20 protein-coding genes and 1 pseudogene are annotated in these 21,156 nt (G+C 45.2%); 10 read left to right on the top strand and 11 right to left on the bottom strand.

Translation table 11 applies throughout. The features are described 5' to 3' along the window. From B5D26_RS15665 to B5D26_RS16245, 3 genes are all read left to right on the top strand, one after another. Positions 1-278: zinc ribbon domain-containing protein (locus B5D26_RS15665; RefSeq protein WP_143833131.1), on the top strand; the 278-nt coding region annotated here is incomplete at its 5' end. Positions 279-344: 66 nt separating this feature from the next. Then, positions 345-740, top strand: coding sequence for a hypothetical protein (locus tag B5D26_RS15660; RefSeq protein ID WP_078746651.1), 396 nt, complete (start codon positions 345-347; stop codon positions 738-740). Positions 741-846: 106 nt separating this feature from the next. After that, positions 847-1,017: a hypothetical protein gene (locus B5D26_RS16245; protein ID WP_159445694.1), complete on the top strand. Its 171-nt coding sequence runs from the start codon at positions 847-849 to the stop codon at positions 1,015-1,017. Here the strand turns inward: B5D26_RS16245 and B5D26_RS15655 are convergent. The 4 genes from B5D26_RS15655 to B5D26_RS15640 form a co-directional block, all read right to left on the bottom strand. Further along, entirely contained in the window at positions 1,014-3,014 is a 2,001-nt protein-coding gene (locus tag B5D26_RS15655) for an ABC transporter substrate-binding protein (protein WP_078746650.1), read from the bottom strand. The genes B5D26_RS16245 and B5D26_RS15655 overlap by 4 nt on opposite strands. 80 nt (positions 3,015-3,094) lie before the next feature. Further along, positions 3,095-4,204, bottom strand: coding sequence for a mechanosensitive ion channel family protein (locus B5D26_RS15650; RefSeq protein ID WP_078746649.1), 1,110 nt, complete (start codon positions 4,202-4,204; stop codon positions 3,095-3,097). 131 nt (positions 4,205-4,335) lie between these two features. After that, a complete protein-coding gene (gene nadE / locus B5D26_RS15645; protein ID WP_078746648.1) occupies positions 4,336-5,175 on the bottom strand; it encodes an ammonia-dependent NAD(+) synthetase in 840 nt (279 codons plus the stop codon). A gap of 40 nt (positions 5,176-5,215) precedes the next feature. Next, positions 5,216-5,803: a DUF4202 domain-containing protein gene (locus B5D26_RS15640; protein WP_078746647.1), complete on the bottom strand. Its 588-nt coding sequence runs from the start codon at positions 5,801-5,803 to the stop codon at positions 5,216-5,218. A 367-nt stretch (positions 5,804-6,170) separates the two neighbouring features. Between B5D26_RS15640 and B5D26_RS15635 the strand changes: the two genes are divergently transcribed. The 4 genes from B5D26_RS15635 (at position 6,171) to B5D26_RS15620 (ending at position 11,854) form a co-directional block, all read left to right on the top strand. Then, the gene (locus B5D26_RS15635; RefSeq protein ID WP_078746646.1) at positions 6,171-7,886 is read left to right on the top strand and encodes a proline--tRNA ligase; all 1,716 of its coding nucleotides are present in this window, start codon (positions 6,171-6,173) and stop codon (positions 7,884-7,886) included. 111 nt (positions 7,887-7,997) lie between these two features. After that, positions 7,998-8,585: a lytic transglycosylase domain-containing protein gene (locus B5D26_RS15630; protein ID WP_234985323.1), complete on the top strand. Its 588-nt coding sequence runs from the start codon at positions 7,998-8,000 to the stop codon at positions 8,583-8,585. Positions 8,586-8,657: 72 nt separating this feature from the next. Further along, positions 8,658-9,821: an FIST signal transduction protein gene (locus B5D26_RS15625; protein ID WP_078746644.1), complete on the top strand. Its 1,164-nt coding sequence runs from the start codon at positions 8,658-8,660 to the stop codon at positions 9,819-9,821. Positions 9,822-9,823: 2 nt separating this feature from the next. Next, on the top strand, positions 9,824-11,854 hold the full coding sequence (locus B5D26_RS15620) for a hybrid sensor histidine kinase/response regulator (RefSeq protein WP_078746643.1): 2,031 nt from the start codon (positions 9,824-9,826) through the stop codon (positions 11,852-11,854). 95 nt (positions 11,855-11,949) lie between these two features. Here the strand turns inward: B5D26_RS15620 and B5D26_RS15615 are convergent, their stop codons facing one another. The 3 genes from B5D26_RS15615 to B5D26_RS15605 all read right to left on the bottom strand — a co-directional run bounded on the left by B5D26_RS15615 (position 11,950) and on the right by B5D26_RS15605 (position 15,740). Continuing rightward, the gene (locus tag B5D26_RS15615) at positions 11,950-13,548 is read right to left on the bottom strand and encodes a methyl-accepting chemotaxis protein (RefSeq protein WP_078746642.1); all 1,599 of its coding nucleotides are present in this window, start codon (positions 13,546-13,548) and stop codon (positions 11,950-11,952) included. Between the two features lie 334 nt (positions 13,549-13,882). Then, entirely contained in the window at positions 13,883-14,734 is an 852-nt protein-coding gene (locus tag B5D26_RS15610) for a pirin family protein (RefSeq protein WP_078746641.1), read from the bottom strand. Between the two features lie 103 nt (positions 14,735-14,837). Next, the gene (locus B5D26_RS15605; RefSeq protein WP_234985322.1) at positions 14,838-15,740 is read right to left on the bottom strand and encodes a DMT family transporter; all 903 of its coding nucleotides are present in this window, start codon (positions 15,738-15,740) and stop codon (positions 14,838-14,840) included. A gap of 130 nt (positions 15,741-15,870) precedes the next feature. Here B5D26_RS15605 and B5D26_RS15600 point away from each other — a divergent pair, with 130 nt between their 5' ends. Continuing rightward, positions 15,871-17,337, top strand: a complete 1,467-nt coding sequence (locus B5D26_RS15600; RefSeq protein ID WP_078746640.1) for an aminotransferase-like domain-containing protein — start codon at positions 15,871-15,873, stop codon at positions 17,335-17,337. Here the strand turns inward: B5D26_RS15600 and B5D26_RS15595 are convergent. The 3 genes from B5D26_RS15595 to B5D26_RS15585 form a co-directional block, all read right to left on the bottom strand. Then, positions 17,307-18,479, bottom strand: coding sequence for an NnrS family protein (locus B5D26_RS15595; RefSeq protein ID WP_159445693.1), 1,173 nt, complete (start codon positions 18,477-18,479; stop codon positions 17,307-17,309). The genes B5D26_RS15600 and B5D26_RS15595 overlap by 31 nt on opposite strands. Positions 18,480-18,610: 131 nt before the next feature. After that, positions 18,611-18,883, bottom strand: coding sequence for an acylphosphatase (yccX, locus tag B5D26_RS15590; protein ID WP_078746638.1), 273 nt, complete (start codon positions 18,881-18,883; stop codon positions 18,611-18,613). Positions 18,884-18,885: 2 nt separating this feature from the next. Continuing rightward, positions 18,886-20,103, bottom strand: coding sequence for a YihY family inner membrane protein (locus tag B5D26_RS15585; protein ID WP_078746637.1), 1,218 nt, complete (start codon positions 20,101-20,103; stop codon positions 18,886-18,888). Between the two features lie 83 nt (positions 20,104-20,186). Here B5D26_RS15585 and arsC point away from each other — a divergent pair, with 83 nt between their 5' ends. Together arsC and B5D26_RS15575 are read left to right on the top strand one after the other, a co-directional pair. Continuing rightward, positions 20,187-20,537 carry an arsenate reductase (glutaredoxin) gene (arsC, locus tag B5D26_RS15580; RefSeq protein WP_078746636.1) on the top strand — a complete coding sequence of 117 codons (351 nt, stop codon included), beginning with the start codon at positions 20,187-20,189 and terminating at the stop codon, positions 20,535-20,537. Continuing rightward, positions 20,534-20,824 (top strand): annotated as a pseudogene (locus B5D26_RS15575) (flavodoxin family protein); the annotation flags it as partial. The gene arsC and the pseudogene B5D26_RS15575, both read left to right, overlap by 4 nt. Before the next feature lie 64 nt (positions 20,825-20,888). Here B5D26_RS15575 and tnpA read toward each other — a convergent pair. Further along, the coding region (gene tnpA / locus B5D26_RS15570) for an IS200/IS605 family transposase (RefSeq protein WP_143833130.1) at positions 20,889-21,156 on the bottom strand (268 nt) is incomplete at its 5' end.

Genomic DNA, 21,156 nt, shown 5'->3' with positions numbered 1-21,156 from the left:
TGGAGTACAAGTCTAAAGCGCAAGGTAAGCATCTGGTTAAAATCGACCAGTGGTTTGCCAGCTCCAAGACCTGTTCTTGCTGTGGACACAAGGTAGACACCCTGCCGTTGTCGGTTCGCATCTGGGCATGCCCGGCTTGTTCGGTAGAGCTAGATCGCGACATCAACGCCGCGATCAATATCCGCCAGCAGGGTGTTATCAAACTAAAGGCCGAAGGACTGTCGGTTCCTGCCAATGGAGGCTTGCGTAAATCCGGCCACGCGCCGGTTGCTGCCTGAGAAGTTGGAAGCCTCGCCCGAAAGGGCGGGGAGCAGTCACTGCTGATCATCATAAGGAAAACCTAAGTGCTTGCACTTATTGCCGATCTTTATACCCCTTTGTTGTTGGTGATGGCGCTTTGGGTTTCTTACCAAGGCGCTCAACTTAAGCAAACGCTGAAGTTTCTATTCTATAGCACGCTGCTGATGTTTGTTTGCTCTGCTATTGATCTGCTGTTGAATATTTGGCCAAGTTTCGGCCTAGATTTTAGTACTCATACGGCGATTACGTTGCCTTTCTTTTTTGTGTTTTCACGGCGTCCGTCTGGGGCTGTGGCTTTGGTCGCCATACCTTTGCTTTTAAGCTATTACCTGCTGATGATTAAGCTGAATTATCACAGTGCAATGGATATTCTAACCACCAGTTTGGCGATGGTGCCTGTCATTTATGCTGTAGCTCAACGGCTGCTGAAAAAAGCATGATCTAATTTGTTGCGATCAGGGTGATGGCTTAAACTGCGCACCAATAAAACCTATCAACATTTGGTAGTGGACAGGCGTTTGCAGCAAGCTTTATAGAGGATAAACAATGGATAGAGTGGCGTTAGGCAGAATTTTTTTAAACAGTGGCGGTTTGCTTTTGGTTTCAACGGCGTTTGTGAATTGGGCTGATATTATTGGTGCCGACAATGGCGTATTGGCGATTGCCGGCACTGTTGCAATGGTTGTAGGTTATGGCTTAGGGCGTAACGAGCTTTAAGCGGAGATGAGTTGGTTTTTGCCCTGAGATTTTCCTTTACGCACGCGCTCTTCTGCGTTGTGCAATAGTAGTTTGCTGTTGAGTTCTGTTAAGGAGAACTCTTGGGTATCAATAATGCCGCTGGTTACGGTAGCAAAAAAGCTATAGCTGCCTGTGTCGAAGCGATAATGAGCAATATAATTGCAGATACGTTCGCAAGCTTGTGTCGCTTCAGCATTAGTGGTGTTGGGCAGTAAAACGGCAAACTCTTGTCCACCATAGCGGGCAACCAAATCTAGGGGACGCATCTGTTGCTGAATAATGTCGGCAAGGGTTTCGATTACGTTGTCCCCTGTATGCTCACCATATTCGGCATTAATTTTTTCCATGTTGTCGATGTTGATTAAGATAACCGCAAAGTGACCATCGCCAAACTTAACCCGCTGCATAAATGCACTTAAGCGGCTGATAAAGTAGCGGCGGTTTAAAATGCCTGTCAGGCTGTCGGTGATGGCGAGTTGTTCAACTTGCTGGGTTGCCACTCGTAGATCGGATACATCACGCAACACGCCTTGAGCCTGTTGTAATGAGCCTTCTTCGGTATAGCTTGTGGCTTCGCCACGGCAGATTAGCCACTGGGTTTTGCCCTCGTCATCTTGACGCTGAGCCTCTATCTCAAAGCGGCCTTTTTTACTACGAATAGGTTCACTTAGTAAGCTGAAAAAATTACGTACCGATAAGCTGTTACTGTCTGCATTCATCTCTTTAAGCTGAAAAAGCTTCGCTTCAGGAATACCACCTAGATAGGTAGAGGCTAATTCGTCCAAAAACAGGGTGTTATCCTGACGATCCCAGTGCCAGTAACCTAAACTGCCGCCCCATAGTGCAACTTGCTCTTTTGACTGGGAAAATTTTAGCTGTGCCTCTAAAGCTTGTTGCTGCTGCTGGCTGGTTTGCAGGCGACGGTTAAAGACTACCAACAGGATCAACATCAGTACTAATGCAAGGGTAAGCACTATACCAACTTCGATATAGGGCTTATTGCTTTGGCTGCTGGTGTGTAAAGGGTTCCAAATAAAACCGTCAAGATTATAGTCAGGTTGTAATAAGCCTAAAGAAACAAAAACATTTGCCATGTGCCGCCAGCGACCGGGGTTCATGTGTCCCAGTTCAATCAGGTCGGGTAAGACTAGTGTTTTCATCTGCTGGTATTCAAACTCTAAATGCTTACGACTGTGGGCAAAAGGAAAGTCGCTGTATTTGTCTAAGATAATGTTGATCAGCTCATTAGGACGGTCAAAAGCATAGCGCCAGCCGCGCAAGGAGGCACGCATAAAGGCTTCTATCAGCTCTGGCCGTTTTTTTGCGGTTTCCTCATGGCTGAAAATAGTGTTGCCGTAGAAGTCTATGCCATAAGAGCGAGGGGAAATTAAACGATAGGGTATATTCTGCTGATCAAGGTAAAACGGCTGGTTGGTGGTGTAAACAGAGACAACATCTGATTGTTTGTTAACCAGGTTTTGCATCGAAAAGGTGCTGGGAATATGCTCATACTGACGGGCTGTAATGCCTTCTGCTTGTAATACGGCGAAAGCTTCTGCGTCTGTGCTTAGGTCGCCCATTTCTAATTTGCGGCCAGAAAAGTCTTGAGGTGTAAATATGTCTGAATCTGCTAATGTTAGCAGTCCCGCCGCAGAGTGTTGAAAAATAACCCCTAATGCTACCAGTGGTTGACCGCTGGCACGGGCTAGCAATAGTTCTGATCCGGTAACACCAAAAGTTGCGCTGTTATTCAGTACCTCAGATAAGGATGACTTGCCTACACCGCCTGCTCGAATCTCAACCTCTAGACCCTCATGCTGATAGAAGCCTTTTTCAAGGGCAGCATAAAAGCCTGCAAACTCGAACTGATGAGTCCAAGGCAGTTGTATGACGACTTTTTCTAGTGCAAAGCTCAACTGGCAAAACAGTAAACTGATGACGCCTAGCAATATCTGAGAAGAGCGCAAACGTCTCATAAGGTGTATATCCTTAATTTCTTTGTTATTTTGCCAGTATAAAAAGCATTGCCTTTTAGGTCTACAACTGCGGTGCGATATTAAGATTTAGGCTCTAAAAATGCTTTCTCAGCAAGGGTACTTGGCTCTTGAGCAATATGTAAGGTTGAGGTTGGGAATGCACATTCAGCACCGTTACTTAGAATAATGTCCATAACTTTAAGTAGTACGTCTTCTTTTATTTCATGGTAGTGCACCCAGTCGGTTGTACGGGTAAAACAGTAGATGAAAAAATCTAAGGATGAAGGGGCGTATTGGTTAAAGTTCACAATTAAGGTTTGTTGCAGGTCAATCTCGGGGTGCTGGCTTAACATTGTTCTAACTTGTTGGGTAATTTGCCGCATTTTACTGGCATCATCATAGCGAATACCCACGGTTTCATAGATACGACGGTTTGACATCCTTGAGGGGTTTTCAACGGCGATAGAGGTAAATACAGCGTTGGGTACATAAAGTGGGCGCTTGTCAAAAGTACGTATAATGGTTTGACGCCAGCCAATACGCTCAACAACACCTTCTATGCTTTTATCGGGTGAGCGTATCCATTCACCCTCTTTAAAAGGGCGGTTCATGTAGATGGTTAAGCCGCCAAAGAAGTTAGCCAGTAGTTCACGGGCGGCTAAGCCAACGGCCATGCCGCCAATACCTCCAAATGCTAAAACCCCAGAGATGCTAAAGCCCAAGGTTTGTAAGGCCACTAGCGCCGCGGTAATAAATACCGAAAGGCGTAGCAGTCTTGTAATGGCGTTTAGGGTGGTATGGTCAAAGCTTTCCTGCTTTTCTGTCTTGCTCTGGATAATATTTTGTTCAGTGCGCTTTAAAAGGCGGGTGAGAAATAGCGCTAAGACACTGATTACCGCTACATCACGAATAGGGGGCACTGCACTGAATATTACAGATTGGGTTTCCTGCCAAATAATATTGCAGCTGAAGCTGATCCCTAAAATCCAGATTAATAGATAAAGCGGTTTTTGAAGGGCGTAAATGACAGCCTCATCCCAAGGACTGCGGGTATGTTCCGCAAGGGTGTGAAGCTTATTGAGTAAACGCTTCTGTATGAAATTCAGTAGCAGGGTCGCAAAAATAACAATAAAAACTTGCCCTGCCCATGAGTCCATAGACGCAGGAACAAGAGATTCCAACCAGTGCATAACAAACCTTCTTCATAAGATCAGACAAGGCTGTAGATTGTGTGGCTAATAGATAGGGAAATCAATGAGCAGCCTTTGTGCTGAACAGTTCAGTACAGATGAGCTGTTCAGCGGCTTATCTCAAGTTTTGGTTAAGGCGCGTCATCATACAGTGTGGGTATCGGTTGACGCTTGTGTTGTGTTGCCTTGTAAATTGCCACTAAACGATCAGAAACGGCTTGTTCAACGGGCTTGCCTTCTAAGAAGTCGTCGATTTGATCATAGGACAGTGCTAGCGCCTCTTCGTCGGCTTTTTGTGGCGCTAGTTCTTCTAGGTCTGCTGTTGGTGTTTTATGTACCAATAAATCTGGCGCACCTAAGGTTTGAGCCAGTTGTCGCACTTGGCGTTTGTTCAAACCAAATAGGGGGGCAAGGTCACAAGCGCCATCCCCATGTTTGGTATAAAAACCCGTGATATTTTCTGCGGAGTGGTCAGTGCCTAACACTAGGCCGCCCACTAAACCGGCTATTTCGTATTGGGCAATCATTCGCGCGCGCGCTTTAACATTGCCTTTTACAAAATCAATTTTAGCTGCATCGGTAGGGGTTAAGCTGGTTTCGGCCAGCGCTTCTAAGGTGCTGGCATGAAGTCCGTCTGTGCCTGCTTTTATGTTGACGCTGACGGCGTGGCGAGGGCGAATAAAGCTTAACGCCAGTTGAGCCTCGTCTTCATCTTTTTGTTCGCCATAAGGCAGGCGCACCGCAATAAACTGATAATCGCGGCTGTTGCTCTCTTTGTTCAGTTCGTCTGTTGCCAGTTGAGCAAGGCGGCCGCAAGTGGTGGAGTCAACGCCTCCGCTAATACCTAGCACTAAGGCTTTACTGCCAGATTGTTTCAGTTTGTTTTTGATGAACGCGATTCGTCGTTGAATCTCAAACGCTGGATCAATTTCAGGTAAAACGCGCATTGCATCGCGAATCGCTTGTTCCATTGTGCTATACCCTTTGCTGTCTGTGGGGTGAAAAGAGTTACTAGGCTAGCGCCTTCTGTACTAAAGCTAACATGGGTTCACTCAGCGGTAATTTCAACGCAATTTCGTGACCTTTCTCTGACATCTTTTGCCAAGTTTTTTGAATAATGCTGATCAGCTTTTCTTCACTGTGTTTGGTTGCAAACTCTTCTAAGTAGAACTCTAAGAATACCAAGCAGATTACATCTTCTAAGATCTGTACTTCAGGGTCTTGTTTCAGCTGCTTTTTCTGAATCAAGCTTTTAACCCGCTCAACGTCTGCTTGAGGGTAGCCCGTTTCTGCCATAAGTGCAGCGGCAGTTTCAGCATGGAAACGACCCAGTTCAGTGCGCCAATGTTTGTAACCCACTTTGCCTTCAGGGTAGTCGCTGCGTTTAATCGTCCAGCGCTGAATATGTTGGGCGCGAGCTGCAATTCGCAAATAATCTGGCGCATCTGGCATATATTGATCAAGACGATTAGACATGCGAATGCCATACAGCAGCTCTTTGGCATACAGCTGCCCTAACCACTCTTCAATGTTAGGGTCTTCAGAGTTAGCTTGATCAATTAAGCGTAGGGTTTGTTCTAAACGGTCAAGTTCGCTCATAAGTCAAATTCCATGTCGTTAAAACCACTGTTAATCAAGGTGCAAATTAATCAAGCTCTAAGGTAATAGAGCTGGCGATAAAAAAGAAACCTTTTTTGCACAAAAAACTCTTTTGAAATCATATTTTTAGCCATTGTAATGACTCAGCCTTTCTTTGATGGCCTGTTTATAGCCTATTTCAGTGGTGCTGCGGTGAGGCAGGTTAAAGCTTGCGCCCCCTGTTAAGGCTGAAGTTTATGGAGAGCTGTGATAATTTTGGCCTCTACACTGAGTTTTGCCCCTGTACCTGAAGTTAAGCAGCGCATACAATTAGCGCCATTTTGTGCATTCAATTCATTATAAATTTACAGCCCAAGGATCCGTTCCTATGCGAGCCAGTCAGCTATTAATCTCTACTCTAAAAGAAACCCCAGCAGATGCAGAAGTAATCAGTCATCAGCTTATGCTGCGTGCAGGCATGATTCGCCGTTTGGCTTCTGGTTTGTATACTTGGTTGCCCTTAGGCTTGCGCACTTTGCGTAAAGTTGAGCGCATTGTGCGTGAAGAGATGGATAAATCTGCACAAGAAGTGTTGATGCCTGCGGCACAACCTGCGGAGTTGTGGCAAGAGTCTGGTCGTTGGGAGCAATACGGCCCTGAACTACTACGCTTTAAAGACCGTCATGACCGTGATTTCTGCGTTGGCCCCACTCACGAAGAAGTAATCACCGATATGGTGCGTCGTGAGATCAAAAGCTATAAGCAGCTGCCTATCAATTTGTACCAAGTACAAACCAAGTTCCGTGATGAGATTCGCCCGCGTTTTGGCGTGATGCGTTCGCGGGAATTCATTATGAAAGATGCGTACTCGTTCCATACCTCACAAGAATCTCTACAAGAGACTTATGATGTGATGTATCAAACGTACTGCAATATTTTTGACCGCTTAGGTTTGAATTATCGTCCTGTTTTAGCAGATAACGGCTCAATTGGTGGCTCGGGTTCTCATGAGTTCCACGTGCTGGCAGACTCCGGTGAAGACGATATCGTGTTCAACACTGAAGGCACTTACGCGGCCAATATCGAAAAAGCAGAAGCGGTTGCCAGCAAAGCACAAGCCGATGCTCCCACTGAAGAGATGCGCTTGGTTGATACACCTAACGCCAAAACCATTGAAGAGTTGGTGACACAGTTTGACCTGAATATTGAAAAAACGGTTAAAACCTTAATTGTGCGTGCAACAGAAGAAAGTGGCGCGCAGTTTGTTGCGTTAGTTGTGCGTGGTGATCACAGTCTGAATGAGATTAAAGCTGAAAACCTAGCGCAGGTTGCTGCACCTTTAACTTTTGCGACTGAAGATGAAATTCGTGCCGTGATTGGTGCAGGCCCAGGCTCTTTAGGCCCTGTTAATTTACCTATTCCATGCATTGTAGATCGCTCTGTTGCAGTAGCGTCTGACTTTGGTGCAGGCGCGAATATTGATGACAAGCACTATTTTGGTTTGAACTGGGGGCGTGATTTACCGCTACCTACCGTTGCAGATCTGCGTAATGTTGTAGAGGGTGATGCCAGCCCAGACGGTAAAGGTACATTGTCTATCAAGCGCGGCATTGAAGTGGGTCATATCTTCCAGTTGGGCACAAAATACAGTGAGGCAATGAAAGCCACTGTACTGGGTGAGGAAGGTAAGCCTGTTACTATGATTATGGGCTGCTATGGTATTGGTGTTACTCGTGTTGTGGCCTCTGCTATTGAGCAAAACCACGATGAGAGCGGTATTATCTGGCCTGAGGCTATTGCCCCATTTGAAGTGGCTATTGTGCCGATGAATGCCCATAAGTCAGAGATGGTACGTGATGCCAGTGAGAAGCTATATGCTGATCTGAAAGCAGCTGGTTTTGATGTTTTATTTGAAGACCGTGATGAGCGTCCGGGCTTTAAGTTTGCAGATCTTGAGTTGATGGGTATTCCGCATCGTATCGTAGTGGGTGAGCGGGGCTTAAAAGAAGGTCAGCTAGAGTATAAAGGTCGTCGTGATGCTGAAAACACCATGATTGCAGCCGATACTGTGTTGGACTTCCTAAAAGAAAAAATGTCTCGCTAAGTATTTGAGGCACTTTGTTTTGATGAGTCTTATTTCAGCCTGATGGTTTGGATTAAGTTAAAGAAGCAGCCTTGTCGCCACAGGTGTACTCGGCTGCTTTTTTATTGCCTGTTGCTTTGTAGTGCTACGGTTTGGCAGTCGTCTCAGGCTGATGCTCGTAACGCTTCAGTCTCTTCAGATGCTGCTGTTAATGCCTCTAGCATCGCTATTCCAGAAGCGTTGATTACTGCGCTAAAAGAAGCCGCACAGCAACCTAGTTTTAGTGATCCTTATATTGGCCAAGTTTGGCTAATGGATATGAGTGATAGGCTGAAGCGTTTTGTGCCTAACGCTCAGCAGCGCTTAAGATTGTTGCAGCAAGTACATGCCCAAGCCTTAAAACATGAACTAATGCCTGAACTGGTGTTGGCGGTGATTGAGGTGGAGAGCCACTTTAAGCCTAAAGTGACCTCAAAGGCGGGTGCCCAAGGGTTGATGCAGGTGATGCCGTTTTGGAAAAAAGAGATCGGGCGGCCACAAGACAATCTATTTCATATTGAAACCAATCTAAATTATGGCTGTACGATATTGGCTTATTATCTCAAGAGAGAGCGCTATGATTTGACCCGTGCCTTAGCGGGTTATAATGGCAGCCTAGGTCAAACAAGCTATCCTGAGAAGGTATTGAATGCTTGGTATCGGCATTGGCAGCCTAAATAAAACAAGTTTCTTTTTTCACTTTTAACTCGTTATGATAACTGGAACAACAATAAACTTAATAAGGATTAATAGATGAGTAAGTTGCAAGAGGGTTCAAGCTCATTAGTAACAGAGGCACAAGACAGCGCGCTACCTTGTTATCTACCTCCTGACCTTGTAGCACTTGACGCCCACCTTTTGCAGCTGTTGTCACAGGGGCAGTCCTCTATAGTGGTGTGGATTGCAGAGTCAAATAAAGCGCTAGTCCCAGAGCTACAACGCTTGTGTTGCCAATATCAGATTGAGCTAGCTGGCGCTATATTTCCTGCGTTAATTTATCAAGGGCAGTTTGTTTCAGAAGGTTGTTTGGTCTCAGTATTACCTGAGCGAGCTAAAACACTATTACTCAGTTGCACGCAGACACAAAGCTGTGAACAAAACGTGCGATTGCTACAAGATGCCGTTGATCAATTTACTGATACAGAAGGCTTAAACTTATTACTCATCTTTGACGCTCAGCTACCTAATATCAGCGATATATTAGACCTTATATACTTAGGGCTTCATAATGATGTGCGCTATCTGGGTGCAAATGCTGGCAGTGAAACCTTTCAGCCTATGCCTTGTGTTTTCAATCAAACAGAGTGGATAGGTGAAGGCTTACTTGCGCTGTTAATACCTTCAGACCATCAAGGCGGGTTAGCACATGGCTATAAAGTATCAAGTACTGTAACGGCTACCTCAACTGATCGTAACCGAATTCACAGTATAGAGTGGCGTAATGCTTTTGAAGTCTACCAAGAACAGGTTTATGCGCAGTTTGGCCGCCTCATTGATCAGAACAACTTCTATGATTATGCCGTACACTTCCCCTTCGGTATTACGCGCATCTCGGGACAGCCATTAGTACGTATTCCTGTTGCGCTAGAAGCTGACGGTACTTTGATCTGTGTAGGTGATATACCTGAGCATACGGTACTCACACTGTTAAAAGGGGTTGAACCTAATAGCGATGAGACATTAAGCGCGTTAATAGAGCAAACAGGGACCTCTAGTAGTTGTTACCAAGTTTTTTATTGTGCGGGACGGAAAATGCACTTGGGTGAGAAAAGCGCCGCAGAGTTAATGCGTTTGCATAGTTCTTTTACGCCTAGCCAGCTTAGCGGAGCAGTCTCTTTGGGGGAGATCAGTAACGAAAATGGCCAAGGGTATCCCCTCTTTCATAATGCAGCCATTGTCTGCTGTCCGTGGATCTAAATATGAATGATCAGAATTTAGCCATTTTATACGAAATGGCACTGTTGATGGGGGCTGAGTCCACAGAGACTCCTCTGATACAGAAAACGCTACAAAGGCTGCTTTATCATACGGGTGTTCCAACTGGTTTATTTCTGAAAAAAGTGCAGCGCAGTGATACCGCCAGCTATTTTACAATCAGTCATGCCATTGCGGATCGTCGCTTTAAAGTGACTGAGGATAAGGTTTATCAGCTACCCATCTCGTTACCAGAAACCAGTCAATGGTTAGAACAAAGTGCTTCAAGCATTGCCCCTGTTTTAGCGCATTATCAAAGGTTGTTATTTTTACCTGTGGGCGCAGAAGATGGCTTTTTGCTACTTGCAACTGAAGGCTTTAGGTCGGTATTACCCGAGCAACTGTTTGCACCGCTTATGGCAAATTTTGCACATACTTTAGCGTTATATCGAAAGAATGAGCACTATACGCAAACACTAGAAGCAGAAATCGTTGAGCGTAAACGTACTGAAAAGATGCTTACGCTGGTATTAGACCACATTCCGGCAGGCGTATATTGGCAAGACAAAGAGGGGCGCCTACAAGGTGTTAACCGCTGGTTGATCAACGACCTTGGTAAGGGTACACAAAAGCAAGGCGAACCTTTCCAGCTTGAAAATGCATTGGATCGTAGCAGTATCGTGCAGCTGCAAGAGGATGACAGTCAAGTCACGCAAGCAGGCATGGAAATACACAATAAAAATTACTACCTACACCGTAACGATGACAGTTACCTATGGGTTGAGATCAACAAGGTGCCAATACTGGATGAGCAAGGTAATGTAACGGGCTTGTTGGGCACTTATCGCGATATCACGGGTCGCAAATTGATGATGGAAGAGCTGTTGCACGCCAAAGAAAGTGCAGAGCAAGCCAATCGTGCTAAAAGCTCATTTTTAGCCAGCATGAGCCACGAGCTAAGAACACCACTCAATGCTATTCAAGGCTATGCACAACTAATGGAAATGGACTCTGATCAACTGTCAGAGGAGCATATTGAAAGCTTGCATGAAATTCGTACCGCCAGTCATCACTTGTTGCAGTTGATTGATGAGATTTTAGATCTTTCTAAAATTGAAGCGGGGCGGATGGATCTTAATATTCAGCAGATTAATCCTGTCCCTATGCTACAAGAAGCGCTGTCTCTGACTAAGCCAATGGCAGATGCTCATCATATTACGATGAATGTACACTTCCCTGATCAGGTGGGGCATCTGATCAAAGCAGATAATCAACGCACAAGGCAGATATTGCTGAACTTGCTGAGCAATGCCATAAAATACAATCAGCATAATGGGCAAGTGACCATACAGATGCAGGCAACAGAGCATGAGTATTTTATTCATGTCTCTGATACAGGGCTGGGCATGACGGAGGCGCAGCTGAAGCGTTTGTTTCAGCCATTTGAACGTTTGGGTATGGAGTCTAGCACTCGCCAAGGTACAGGGATCGGCTTGGTGATCTGCCAAAAACTAGCAGAAGCCATGCAAGGCAAAATTTTAGTTAAGAGCGAGCTGGGGCATGGCAGTACGTTTACCCTTGTGCTACCCGCTTTAGCTTCAGATCTCATGGATATTGACACAGAGGGTTCTATCAAAGGTGGGGTGGAAGCAATGAGTCAAACCGAAACGTTGACATTATATGTTGAGGACAACAGTGCAAACCGAACCTTGGTTGAGCGAATCTACAGTAAGCGCACAAGTGATCGACTCATCACAGTGGCGACACCGGAAGAAGGTATTGAGTGCTTACGTCATGAAAAGCCTGATTTGATATTACTAGATATTAACTTACCCGGTATGTCCGGCTATGACTTACTGTTGCATATTAAAAGTGAGAATCTTGATCGAGGCTGCCCTATTGTGGCGATTTCAGCCAATGCTATGGCTACCGACATAGAAAAGGCAGAGCAAGCTGGCTTCAATGCATATTTAACCAAACCTTTAAATATTCCTGAGTTTAATCGACAGATTACGGCGTGGTTGGTTCGCGATTAGGTTTGAGTTTGGTTTATTGACTAGTACGTAAACGAAAAATCTTCCAGCTGGAAGATTTTTCGTTTATATCGCTCAATTGTCTCAACAATTGAGGTTTATTTGGCGGCATTCCCGAAACGCTGAATTAAGTTGGCAAGATCTTGAGCTTCGTTTAACAAGGCTGCACTGTCTTCAACCATCTCTTCATTTGACTCTGTAACACTACTTGCAGATTGATGAATTTGTTCAATTTTTATATTCATCTGATTGGCAGCAGAGCTTTGCTGAACCGTTGCCGTTGCAATTTGTTGGTTCATATTGCCTAGGCTGCTGATGGTATTGCTTAAATCAACCAACACCTGTTCAGCTTCTTTGATTTCAGCAACAGTTGCATCGGCTTGCTGTTCGCAGGCTCCCATAATGCTGGAAACTTGCTGTGTTTGCTGCTGGAACTGCTGCACTAGTTCTCGAATCTCTTGTGTAGACTTCTGTGAGTTTTGAGCAAGGGTTCTAACTTCATCAGCCACCACTGCAAAGCCTCGTCCTTGTTCCCCAGCCCTTGCTGCCTCAATCGCCGCATTCAGTGCCAATAGGTTGGTTTGATCTGCAATGCCGTTGATCACAACTAGAATTTGCTCAATATCTTGGCTGCGCTTTTCAAGGGCGTGTATCATCTGCATAGATTCGCGGACGTCTTGCGCCATCCGTTGTACTGAGCGCTCACTACGCTCAACAATTGCACGGCCTTTTTGACTGACCGCATCGGTTTCCTTAGCAGACTGTGCGGCCTCTTCGCAGCTTTGTGCAACTTGCTCGGTCGCCACGCTCATTTGGTGCATTGTGCTAGCAGCATGTGCAATGTCATCAAGTTGCTGATGGGTTTGTTGACTAATCTCACGGGCTTTATCTACCACATCAGAGGTATGTCCATGAATATGCATAGACGCATTTTCTAGGCGATTTACCACTGTTTTCATGGTTAAATTCAAAAACTTTTGTGTCAGCTCTAACTGGCCAAGCTCATCATATCGCCCGGTATAAACCATTTGCGCGACGGCGTTAGAAAAGATGCTAGAGCTTTTAGCTGCCAAATCAATAACCGGTTTTGCTAACCAAGAGGCCGCAATGCCACTGATCACCAAAGAAGCGCCTGCTAGCGTTAACAAATTTGTTGCAGAGGCATCGTCAAACATCCAGCTGACTAGCGCAAGCATTGGCAGCATTACCAACCAAATACTGGCCCAAGTGCGTCGTAAATAACTGGTAGAGAAGAAACCTTTAGCTTTGGCCCATAGCGAGGTGTGCTTGTTAGCATTAATCGCTTTATAGAGTGCTTCTGCACGCTTAACTACAGCTCGATCAGGGGCGTGACGTACCGATTGATAACCTGTGATCTTGCCATTTTCAAAGATAGGGGTGGCATAAGCATCAACCCAGTAGTGGCCGCCATCTTTTGAGCGGTTTTTTACAACCCCAATCCAAGGCTTACCTTGCTTGATGACATCCCAAAGATCTTGGAAGGCAGCAGCAGGCATATCAGGGTGTCGAATTAAGTTGTGAGGCGCTCCGATTAATTCTTCTCGAGTAAAGCCGCTCATCTCAACAAAGTATTCATTACACTGGGTGATTTTCCCTTTAGTATCCGTCGTCGAGATGATACAGCGACTTGGATCCATGCGTCGCTCTTGATCGGTCACGGGAAGGTTTCGCCGCATTGTAAAAAACCTCTGTCATTAAATTGTCGTTTTACTTTGATAGGCTAGTCACTATCAATATAGCCCATTTGCACCAAGCTTGATCTTAATCTCAATAGGCTGATCATTTATTGGGCGTGGATAGTACGCGATCGACCTCTAGCGCAACAAGTCTATTTAAAGTAAGACGACTTTTTAAGATGTCGGTAGATAAATATTAGTATTAGATGAAGTTTTATTTGTTAAATTATATCTATTAATATCAGTTAGTTAGAGATTTGGTGTATATCTGATTTAACTTTAAAGCCAATGAGTTACTTACAAAATTTTACAAAATTAATATTAGATCTCTTATTTATTTTGCCATTGCCACCTGAGCTAAAACACCATTTTGATAGTCGATAAATGCCTGTTGAATTTCTGCCTGCGTGTTCATTACAAAAGGGCCGTATTGCACAATAGGTTCGTTTAGAGGTTGGCCTACTACCATTAATACACCTGCACCTGTTGTTGTTTGTAGGCTAAGTTCAAGCCCTGAAAACATCAATAACTCGCCCTGTTGCAAAGTAATCGCTGCATTTGGCAATGCAACTTCTCCTTGATAAACATAGATAAAACCTTGATATCCCTCTGCAATCGGATGTGTGGTTGCTGTGTCAGCAGGCATTTTGAAATCTACCATCAACGGCTCTGTAATGGGGCGCTGAATTGGGCCTAAAACACCCTTAGAGTTACCTGCAACTACTTTGCGTACTACACCTGAGTCTTCAGTTACTATCGGGATATTGTCGGCGGGCAGATCTTGATAGTAAGGCTTTGCCATTTTGTTAGCAGCGGGTAGATTCAACCAGAACTGAAAGCCCCACAGTAAACCATCTTCTTGCATTGGCATTTCAGAGTGAATAATCCCAGCTCCAGCGGTCATCCATTGCACGCCACCTGAGGTTAGCAAGCCAACATTGCCCATGTGATCTTCATGCTTCATGTTGCCATGCAGCATATAGGTAATGGTTTCAAACCCACGGTGAGGATGAGGTGGAAAGCCTGCAATATAATCATCTGCCTTATCAGACTTAAACTCATCTAACATTAAAAATGGATCTGCATGGCGTAGCTGTGGCGTGCCAATCAGTCGATTTAAACGGACGCCTGCACCATCTGATGTCGGCATACCTTTAACGCGATTTAAAATTTTTAGTGCAGTCATAAATATTCCTCTATTCCAATGACTTGACTGTATTACAGAGGTAAGAGAAATAAAATGGCAAAAATCGCGACTTAAAATTCGATTTTTTCGAACTAACTTAAGGTTATTTTCTATTGACCCAATAAACCCCTGTTACAGTTAGCACCATGCCACAGAGAGAAACCCAAGACAGTTGTTCATCAAAAAGTAGCCAAGCCTCAAGTGCCGTTAATGGTGGCACTAGATAGAAGTAGCTGGCGGTTTTAGTGGCTTCACCCGCTTGAATCATCAGCATCAGCAGTAGAATTGCCCCCACTGATAAAACTAGAATTGACCAAACCAGTGCGCCCACAAACTGAGGGTGCCAATCTACAGCGCCTTCGCTGCGCCACCAAATTAAAGGCAGCATTACCACTAACCCTGCTAGATATTGAATAAAAGTAGCACCCAGTAGTGGTTGTGGCTCACAGTAGTTTTTTTGATACAAAGTACCTAAGGTGATGCCAAGCAGTGCCAATAGAATCCAGCCCAATTGAGCCATACCCAGAGTGCTACTCTGTAAAATATCACTACGCCCTTGAGTCAATACCAATGCAACGCCTGTGATGCCTAATGCTAAGCCTAACCACTGTTTAAAACTTGGTGCGTTTTTATAAACGATAGCCATAAGTACGGCGGTTAAAATAGGCTGTAAGCCAACTAGCAGTGCAGTTAAGCCTGCGGAAGCCCCTTGCTCAATCGCTGAAAACACACCGCCTAAATAAGCTGTATGTACTAAAGAGCCCGTAATAATCTGCTGCTTCCATAAAGCCCAGCGCTTAGGAAGCGTCACGCTAAATATTTTCAGCAGCAGGGCAAATACCATTAAGTTGCCAAGCATTCTCAGGCTTAAAAATGAAAAAGGGTCGCTGTAGGGGAGGCCGTATTTAGCACTGATAAAGCCTGTGCTCCATAGCAATACAAATACCCAAGGTACAAACCTTAATGTTGTGGGTGCTGCAAGGCGGTTGATAATCATCTGCTGCATTTGGAAAGTCCTGAATATTGAGTAGGCCAAATAAAACGGAGCAAGGTTGCACTTGCAGGCGTTATCTGTACTATAAAAAAAGACAATATATTTAAAAATAGACAGAATAAGCTTGTTTTATGGGGTACAGATGCCGCGCTTTCATTACCAACAGATTGCAGAACAGCTTATAGAACGCATGCAATCAGGCCATTACCCTTTGGGTAAGAAACTCCCCTCTATCCGTGAACTAAGTCATCAGTTCTCTGTTAGTAAGGGCACCATTGTGCGCTGTTATGAGGCATTGGAAGATCAAGGTTGGATTCAACCTAAAGAAAAATCAGGCTTTTTTCCAACAGGGCAGCACCATCCGTTATTGAATAAAACCACACTCAGTGCCATTCAGCCCCGTCGTTTAGACAATAAAAGTTTAGGTATCAGTATGGTGCGTGCTGCTAGTGTGAGCGCACAAGTGCCCTTTGGATCGGCCCATCCAGAAGTGATGTTTCCTGCGGTTAAACAGTTATACCAGTGCTTAAAAAAGCAGGCTGGCATTGAAGGCGAGCAGCTAGAACAAGGTGTCTTGCCTCATTACCAAACCCCTCCCGGAGATGAACAACTTTGCATGCAATTAAGTTTGTATTTGGCAGAGAAAGGGATAGTTGCAGCCCCAGAAAGCATTTTAGTGACCAATGGTACTCAAGCGGCTATTGCGTTGGCGCTAGAAGCGGTGACTGAAACCAATGATATTGTGTTGGTAGAAAGCCCCTGTTTTTATGGCACATTGCAGTGTTTAGAAGCGATGCGGCGCAAAGTGGTTGAAATACCCCAAGCCCCTGAAGGTGGCCCCAATATCACGCTTGTGCAGGCGGCTTTAGAGCGCTGGCCTGTAAAAGCGATGCTGTTAAACCCTACCGTGAACAACCCAACGGGATTAACTATGCCTGAGTTGGCGCGTCATCAGCTGATCGAATTAGCAAATCGCTATGATTTGGCGTTGATTGAGGATGATGTTTTTGCTGATCTGCACTTTCAAGCGCCAGCACCTTCACCATTAAAGATGTTGGACACTGAAAATAGAGTGATGTACTGCGGTTCTATCTCTAAGTTTTTAACGCCAAAGTTGAGAATCGGTTGGCTGCTGGCTGGGCGTTGGCATGAAGCCTGCCAACATCTGCTATTTGTTACGCACATGGGGTTGCCTAGCCACAGCCAGAAAGCCTTGGCGCAATGGCTTGCGACCGGAAAACTGAATCGACATTTGCGTCAAATTCGTAAGGTTTATCAGCAGCGCTTATCTGATTTGCTCAGTTGCATTGCCGACAGTTGGCCTGCTGAGGTGCAAGTACAGCAGCCAAGTGGCGGCTTTTTACTTTGGCTGAAACTGCCTGAAGGTTGCGAGGCTTTACAGTTATATCAGTGGGCGCTGGATCAGAAAATCAGCATTACTCCCGGCCCACTGTTCAGTGGGCAGGAGGCTTTTCCTAATTATTTGCGCTTGAATTATGCTTTTTTCAGAGGGCAGCCTGAATACACTCAATCTATTTATAAGCTAGGGCAGCAAATCAAGCAGCAATATACAAATGCTCAAGCATCAACCCTTGGTGAAATTAAATAAGGCAGATAGATCACAAAATAGAGTGCAAAGGCTATCATCCAAAAACTGCCAGCCATATCGTACAGGAAGGGTTTAGGGCTAATCGCCATCAGCACAACACGGGCTAACACAGCAAATGTCATTAAGAAAAAGGCGATAGTGATTGGTTTAGGTAATATTAATGCTCGCCCCGTATGACCCAGTGCAACACGGCTCATCATGCCTAAAGTTAATAAGCCAATAGCTCCTGTGGTAAGTGCATGAACATAGATATAAGGTGATATACCGCTTAGAGTGCCAAAAGCTCTTAAGAAGAAACCAATGGCGATAAACAGATAACCTAAATGTAAAATCCATAGCAGCGGCTTTTTCAGCAATGCACGATCAAACCATGCACCAACCCTGAGGAGTAATAGCGCTGCTAACAACCCTGATAGTACATTGGCCCAAACTGCCATGGGCTGCCAAAGGTCGTTAAGAAACAGAATAACTGCAACAGGTATCACCGCCTGCTCTATCCAAGTAATGCGCTTGCCTTTGTAGTTGGGGAGCGCTTTTTCGGAAAAGAAGGGGATCACTCTTCCGCCGATAATCAGCATGACTAAGACAACAAGGTTTAATGCGCCATAGATACCGATATGCGACATGCCTTGAGTGATGCCTAAAACGTCAAAGTGAACCAATAGGTTCATCAAGAAAAATAAACCGCAGAAAATAACAAAGCCCATATTTTTCAGCTGTGCGCTTTTAATAATAGGTTTGCCAATAGCGATCATGAGTAATGGAAAAAAAGCCAAATCAACAAGTGCAATCACAATATTAGGTAGTGCTGTAAAGGGTAATATTCGACCTAAAACCCAAACCGCAAAGACTAAGGCTAGGCTATGACCTTGCAACGTATTTTGCCCAGTCCAGTTACGTACAGCTGTTAATAAAAAACCACTGATGATGGCACTGGTAAAGCCGAAAATGAGTTCATGGCTGTGCCATAAAATGGCCGACAGATTGCTGTAGTAGTTTGGTAGTGCAATACCGCGCAACTGCAATACCCAAAGTAACATCAGTACAACCGAAAAAAAGCTGCCGCCGAGAAAAAATGGGCGAAAGCCAACGGAGAATAGAGCGGAATAAGAAAAGCGGAAACTGGCGGAATACGCAGACATAGTGCCTCCTAAGGTCAGAGGCCGCATTGTAAATAAAATCCGACTAAAATACTTGGTTTAGATCAAAGCTTTGTTTGTTAACCCGCAATAATATTTTAGATTTAGCGCTGTAATATGAAGTTGAAAGTTACCTAGCGAACCTCAAAACTGGTTATGTCAACGGGCTCTGCTTGCTCAATGCTCACATGGTCAACCCTTGATAAAGGTGAGCCTTTCCAGAGCCACTGCATCAAGCTGTCTACTGCGTCATTACTGCCTTGGGCATAGACCTCAACTGAACCATCTTTACGATTCATCGCCCAACCTGTTAGCCCCAGCTTTAGCGCTTGTTGCTGAGTATTTTTACGATACCAAACCCCTTGAACTCGACCTTTCACGAGGGCAATTTTTGCAATACTTTGCATGGTTACGCTCCTTTGCTTTCAAATAGTGTATGAGCCGCTTGGTTATGGTGTGTTTGATTTAGATTCTGATATTGCAGTAGCCAAGTACGTGCGTCTGGCCACAGCAGGCTTTCATTATCGCTGGATATTTCTGGTATCTGCCAAGGTAGCAAGGCCATCAGTTGCCATATGTTGATGGTTTCAAGACTACGCGCAAGACGCCACTCTTTTTTCTCCGTCCGCACAATTAAACCTGAGTTTTGTAACGACTTTACGACAATCCTTTGCTGAGAGAAGCTAAGAGGTGCCAAAACCTCTTTTACGGCGCTGGCCTTTGTTTCTTGTCCCTGCTGCCAGCTACTATAGAGCAGATTAAGAAGATTAAGTGCCACTGTGAAGTTCAAATTGTGCTGTAGGCTCCAATCTGTTCGGAAACGACCCAGCGCCATCACAAGGGTTGCACCTAATAGTGTCAGGTTCCAACTTAAATAGACCCATAACAGAAAGAGCGGTACTGCTGCAAAAGCACCGTAGACCACCTGATATGAGGGAGAGGCGCTGATAAATAACGTAAAGCCTTGCTTAGCCAGCTCAAAACAGACTGCGGTAAATAGGCCGCCCACTAGAGCGTTTTTCCAAGGTACATGGCAATTTGGTACCAAAATATACATCATGGTAAACGCCATTGACGAGGTCGCCACAGGAAACCAGCGCAGTATGATTGAGGTCACGCCAAGACTGTCAGACGCTTGCAAAAACAGCTGTTGCGACAGCAGGTAAGAACTAAACGCAAAACCCGCCCCCAACAGAATTGGCCCTAAAGTTAGCACGGCCCAGTAGAGTAAAAAACTGCTGGCACCTGATCGGGCTTCAGATACAGACCAAATTTTGTTAAAGGCTTTCTCAATAGCAGACATCATCATCACCGCAGTGACAACCAGAAATAGTACGCCTACTATCGTTAAATTCTTAGCTTGTTTAGCAAAATCAGCTAAGTAACCTTGTACTACTTGGCCGCTTTCTGGCACAAAGCTACTGAATAGATTGTTTTCTAACTCTGCGCCTAAGCCTTGAATACTGGGCATTGCGGATAAAATACCGTAGGCCACGGTCATCATCGGTACAATGGCGAAAAGGGAGGTATAGGTCAAAGAAGCCGCGACTTTAGAACTTTCATTTTTGATAAAACGGGCAATGACATATCGGGCTAATGGTAGCCAGTATTCCTTTATATTGGCCATATTGACTGACTCCTATTTCCGTATGCGTTTGAGCTGTTAGAATAGCGCAATAGTAACCCATTGATTAAGATCAAGGAAAAACAATGTCATCTGTTACGCTTTATCATAATCCACGCTGTTCAAAATCTCGTGAAACGCTGGCGTTATTGCAACAACAAGGGGTTGAGCCGAAGATCCGTTTATACCTTGAGCAGCCTTTAAGCGCGGAAGAGATTCAAACCTTACTGGGAAAACTAGGCTGCACCGCCATTAAAATGATGCGCACTAAAGAAGATGAGTTCAAGGCCGCAGGCTTAAGTGCAGACAGTAGTGATGAGCAGTTAATTGCGGCAATGGTACAAACGCCAAAGCTAATTGAGCGCCCAATTGCAGAAACCGAAACAGCTGCGGCTATTGGCCGTCCACCTGAAAGTGTCTTGGAAATTCTGGCATGAGCCAGTCGCCACAACCCCCTTATGTCTTAGTGCTTTATTATTCTCGCCACGGTGCCGTGCGTGCAATGGCAGAAGAGGTGGCACGAGGTGTTGAGTCAGTCTCAGGGATTGAAGCTAAGCTGCGTACCGTGCCTGCGCTTTCAACGGTATGTGAGGCCGTTGAGGACAGTATCCCTGAGTTTGGTGATCTTTACTGTAGTGCTGACGATTTGCGTAATTGCTCAGGTCTTGCTTTAGGTAGCCCTACTCGTTTTGGCACTATGGCAGCACCATTAAAGTACTTTTTAGCAAAACTCCGCGTAAACCCTCGCCCAATCGGGCGGGGATACAAGCGGGAACCGCGCAGCGGTTCTAATCAGGTGTCGCCTGACTTTGCACATACTCTTTCAGTGTTTTGATCGTTGCCCCGCCTGCACTGCAGGCAAAGTAAGAACGTGACCAGAGCGCTGCACTTTTGCTTTGCCGGGGGATATGGGTATTGAGTATGCGTATCCGGCGTGATGAAACCGATTTCAGGTTGTTCACCATGACGCTGATCGCCAGCTTCGGCGGATAAGCTATCAGCAGGTGAACATGATCTGATTCACCGTCCATTTCCAGTAGGTCACACTCCAGCTTT

It is taken from the genome of Oceanospirillum multiglobuliferum (genome assembly GCF_900167095.1).
GTDB lineage: Bacteria > Pseudomonadota > Gammaproteobacteria > Pseudomonadales > Halomonadaceae > Oceanospirillum > Oceanospirillum multiglobuliferum.
The sequence above is the reverse complement of the archived record's forward strand: the minus strand, read 5'-3'. Positions and strand labels throughout refer to the sequence as shown.

Coding starts and splice junctions, on each gene's coding strand:
- B5D26_RS16245 (WP_159445694.1), top strand. CDS start 847: ATGGATAGAGTGGCGTTAGGCAGAATTTTTTTAAACAGTGGCGGTTTG.
- B5D26_RS15655 (WP_078746650.1), bottom strand. CDS start 3,014: ATGAGACGTTTGCGCTCTTCTCAGATATTGCTAGGCGTCATCAGTTTA.
- B5D26_RS15650 (WP_078746649.1), bottom strand. CDS start 4,204: ATGCACTGGTTGGAATCTCTTGTTCCTGCGTCTATGGACTCATGGGCA.
- nadE (WP_078746648.1), bottom strand. CDS start 5,175: ATGGAACAAGCGATTCGCGATGCAATGCGCGTTTTACCTGAAATTGAT.
- B5D26_RS15640 (WP_078746647.1), bottom strand. CDS start 5,803: ATGAGCGAACTTGACCGTTTAGAACAAACCCTACGCTTAATTGATCAA.
- B5D26_RS15635 (WP_078746646.1), top strand. CDS start 6,171: ATGCGAGCCAGTCAGCTATTAATCTCTACTCTAAAAGAAACCCCAGCA.
- B5D26_RS15625 (WP_078746644.1), top strand. CDS start 8,658: ATGAGTAAGTTGCAAGAGGGTTCAAGCTCATTAGTAACAGAGGCACAA.
- B5D26_RS15620 (WP_078746643.1), top strand. CDS start 9,824: ATGAATGATCAGAATTTAGCCATTTTATACGAAATGGCACTGTTGATG.
- B5D26_RS15615 (WP_078746642.1), bottom strand. CDS start 13,548: ATGCGGCGAAACCTTCCCGTGACCGATCAAGAGCGACGCATGGATCCA.
- B5D26_RS15610 (WP_078746641.1), bottom strand. CDS start 14,734: ATGACTGCACTAAAAATTTTAAATCGCGTTAAAGGTATGCCGACATCA.
- B5D26_RS15605 (WP_234985322.1), bottom strand. CDS start 15,740: ATGCAGCAGATGATTATCAACCGCCTTGCAGCACCCACAACATTAAGG.
- B5D26_RS15600 (WP_078746640.1), top strand. CDS start 15,871: ATGCCGCGCTTTCATTACCAACAGATTGCAGAACAGCTTATAGAACGC.
- B5D26_RS15595 (WP_159445693.1), bottom strand. CDS start 18,479: ATGTCTGCGTATTCCGCCAGTTTCCGCTTTTCTTATTCCGCTCTATTC.
- yccX (WP_078746638.1), bottom strand. CDS start 18,883: ATGCAAAGTATTGCAAAAATTGCCCTCGTGAAAGGTCGAGTTCAAGGG.
- B5D26_RS15585 (WP_078746637.1), bottom strand. CDS start 20,103: ATGGCCAATATAAAGGAATACTGGCTACCATTAGCCCGATATGTCATT.
- arsC (WP_078746636.1), top strand. CDS start 20,187: ATGTCATCTGTTACGCTTTATCATAATCCACGCTGTTCAAAATCTCGT.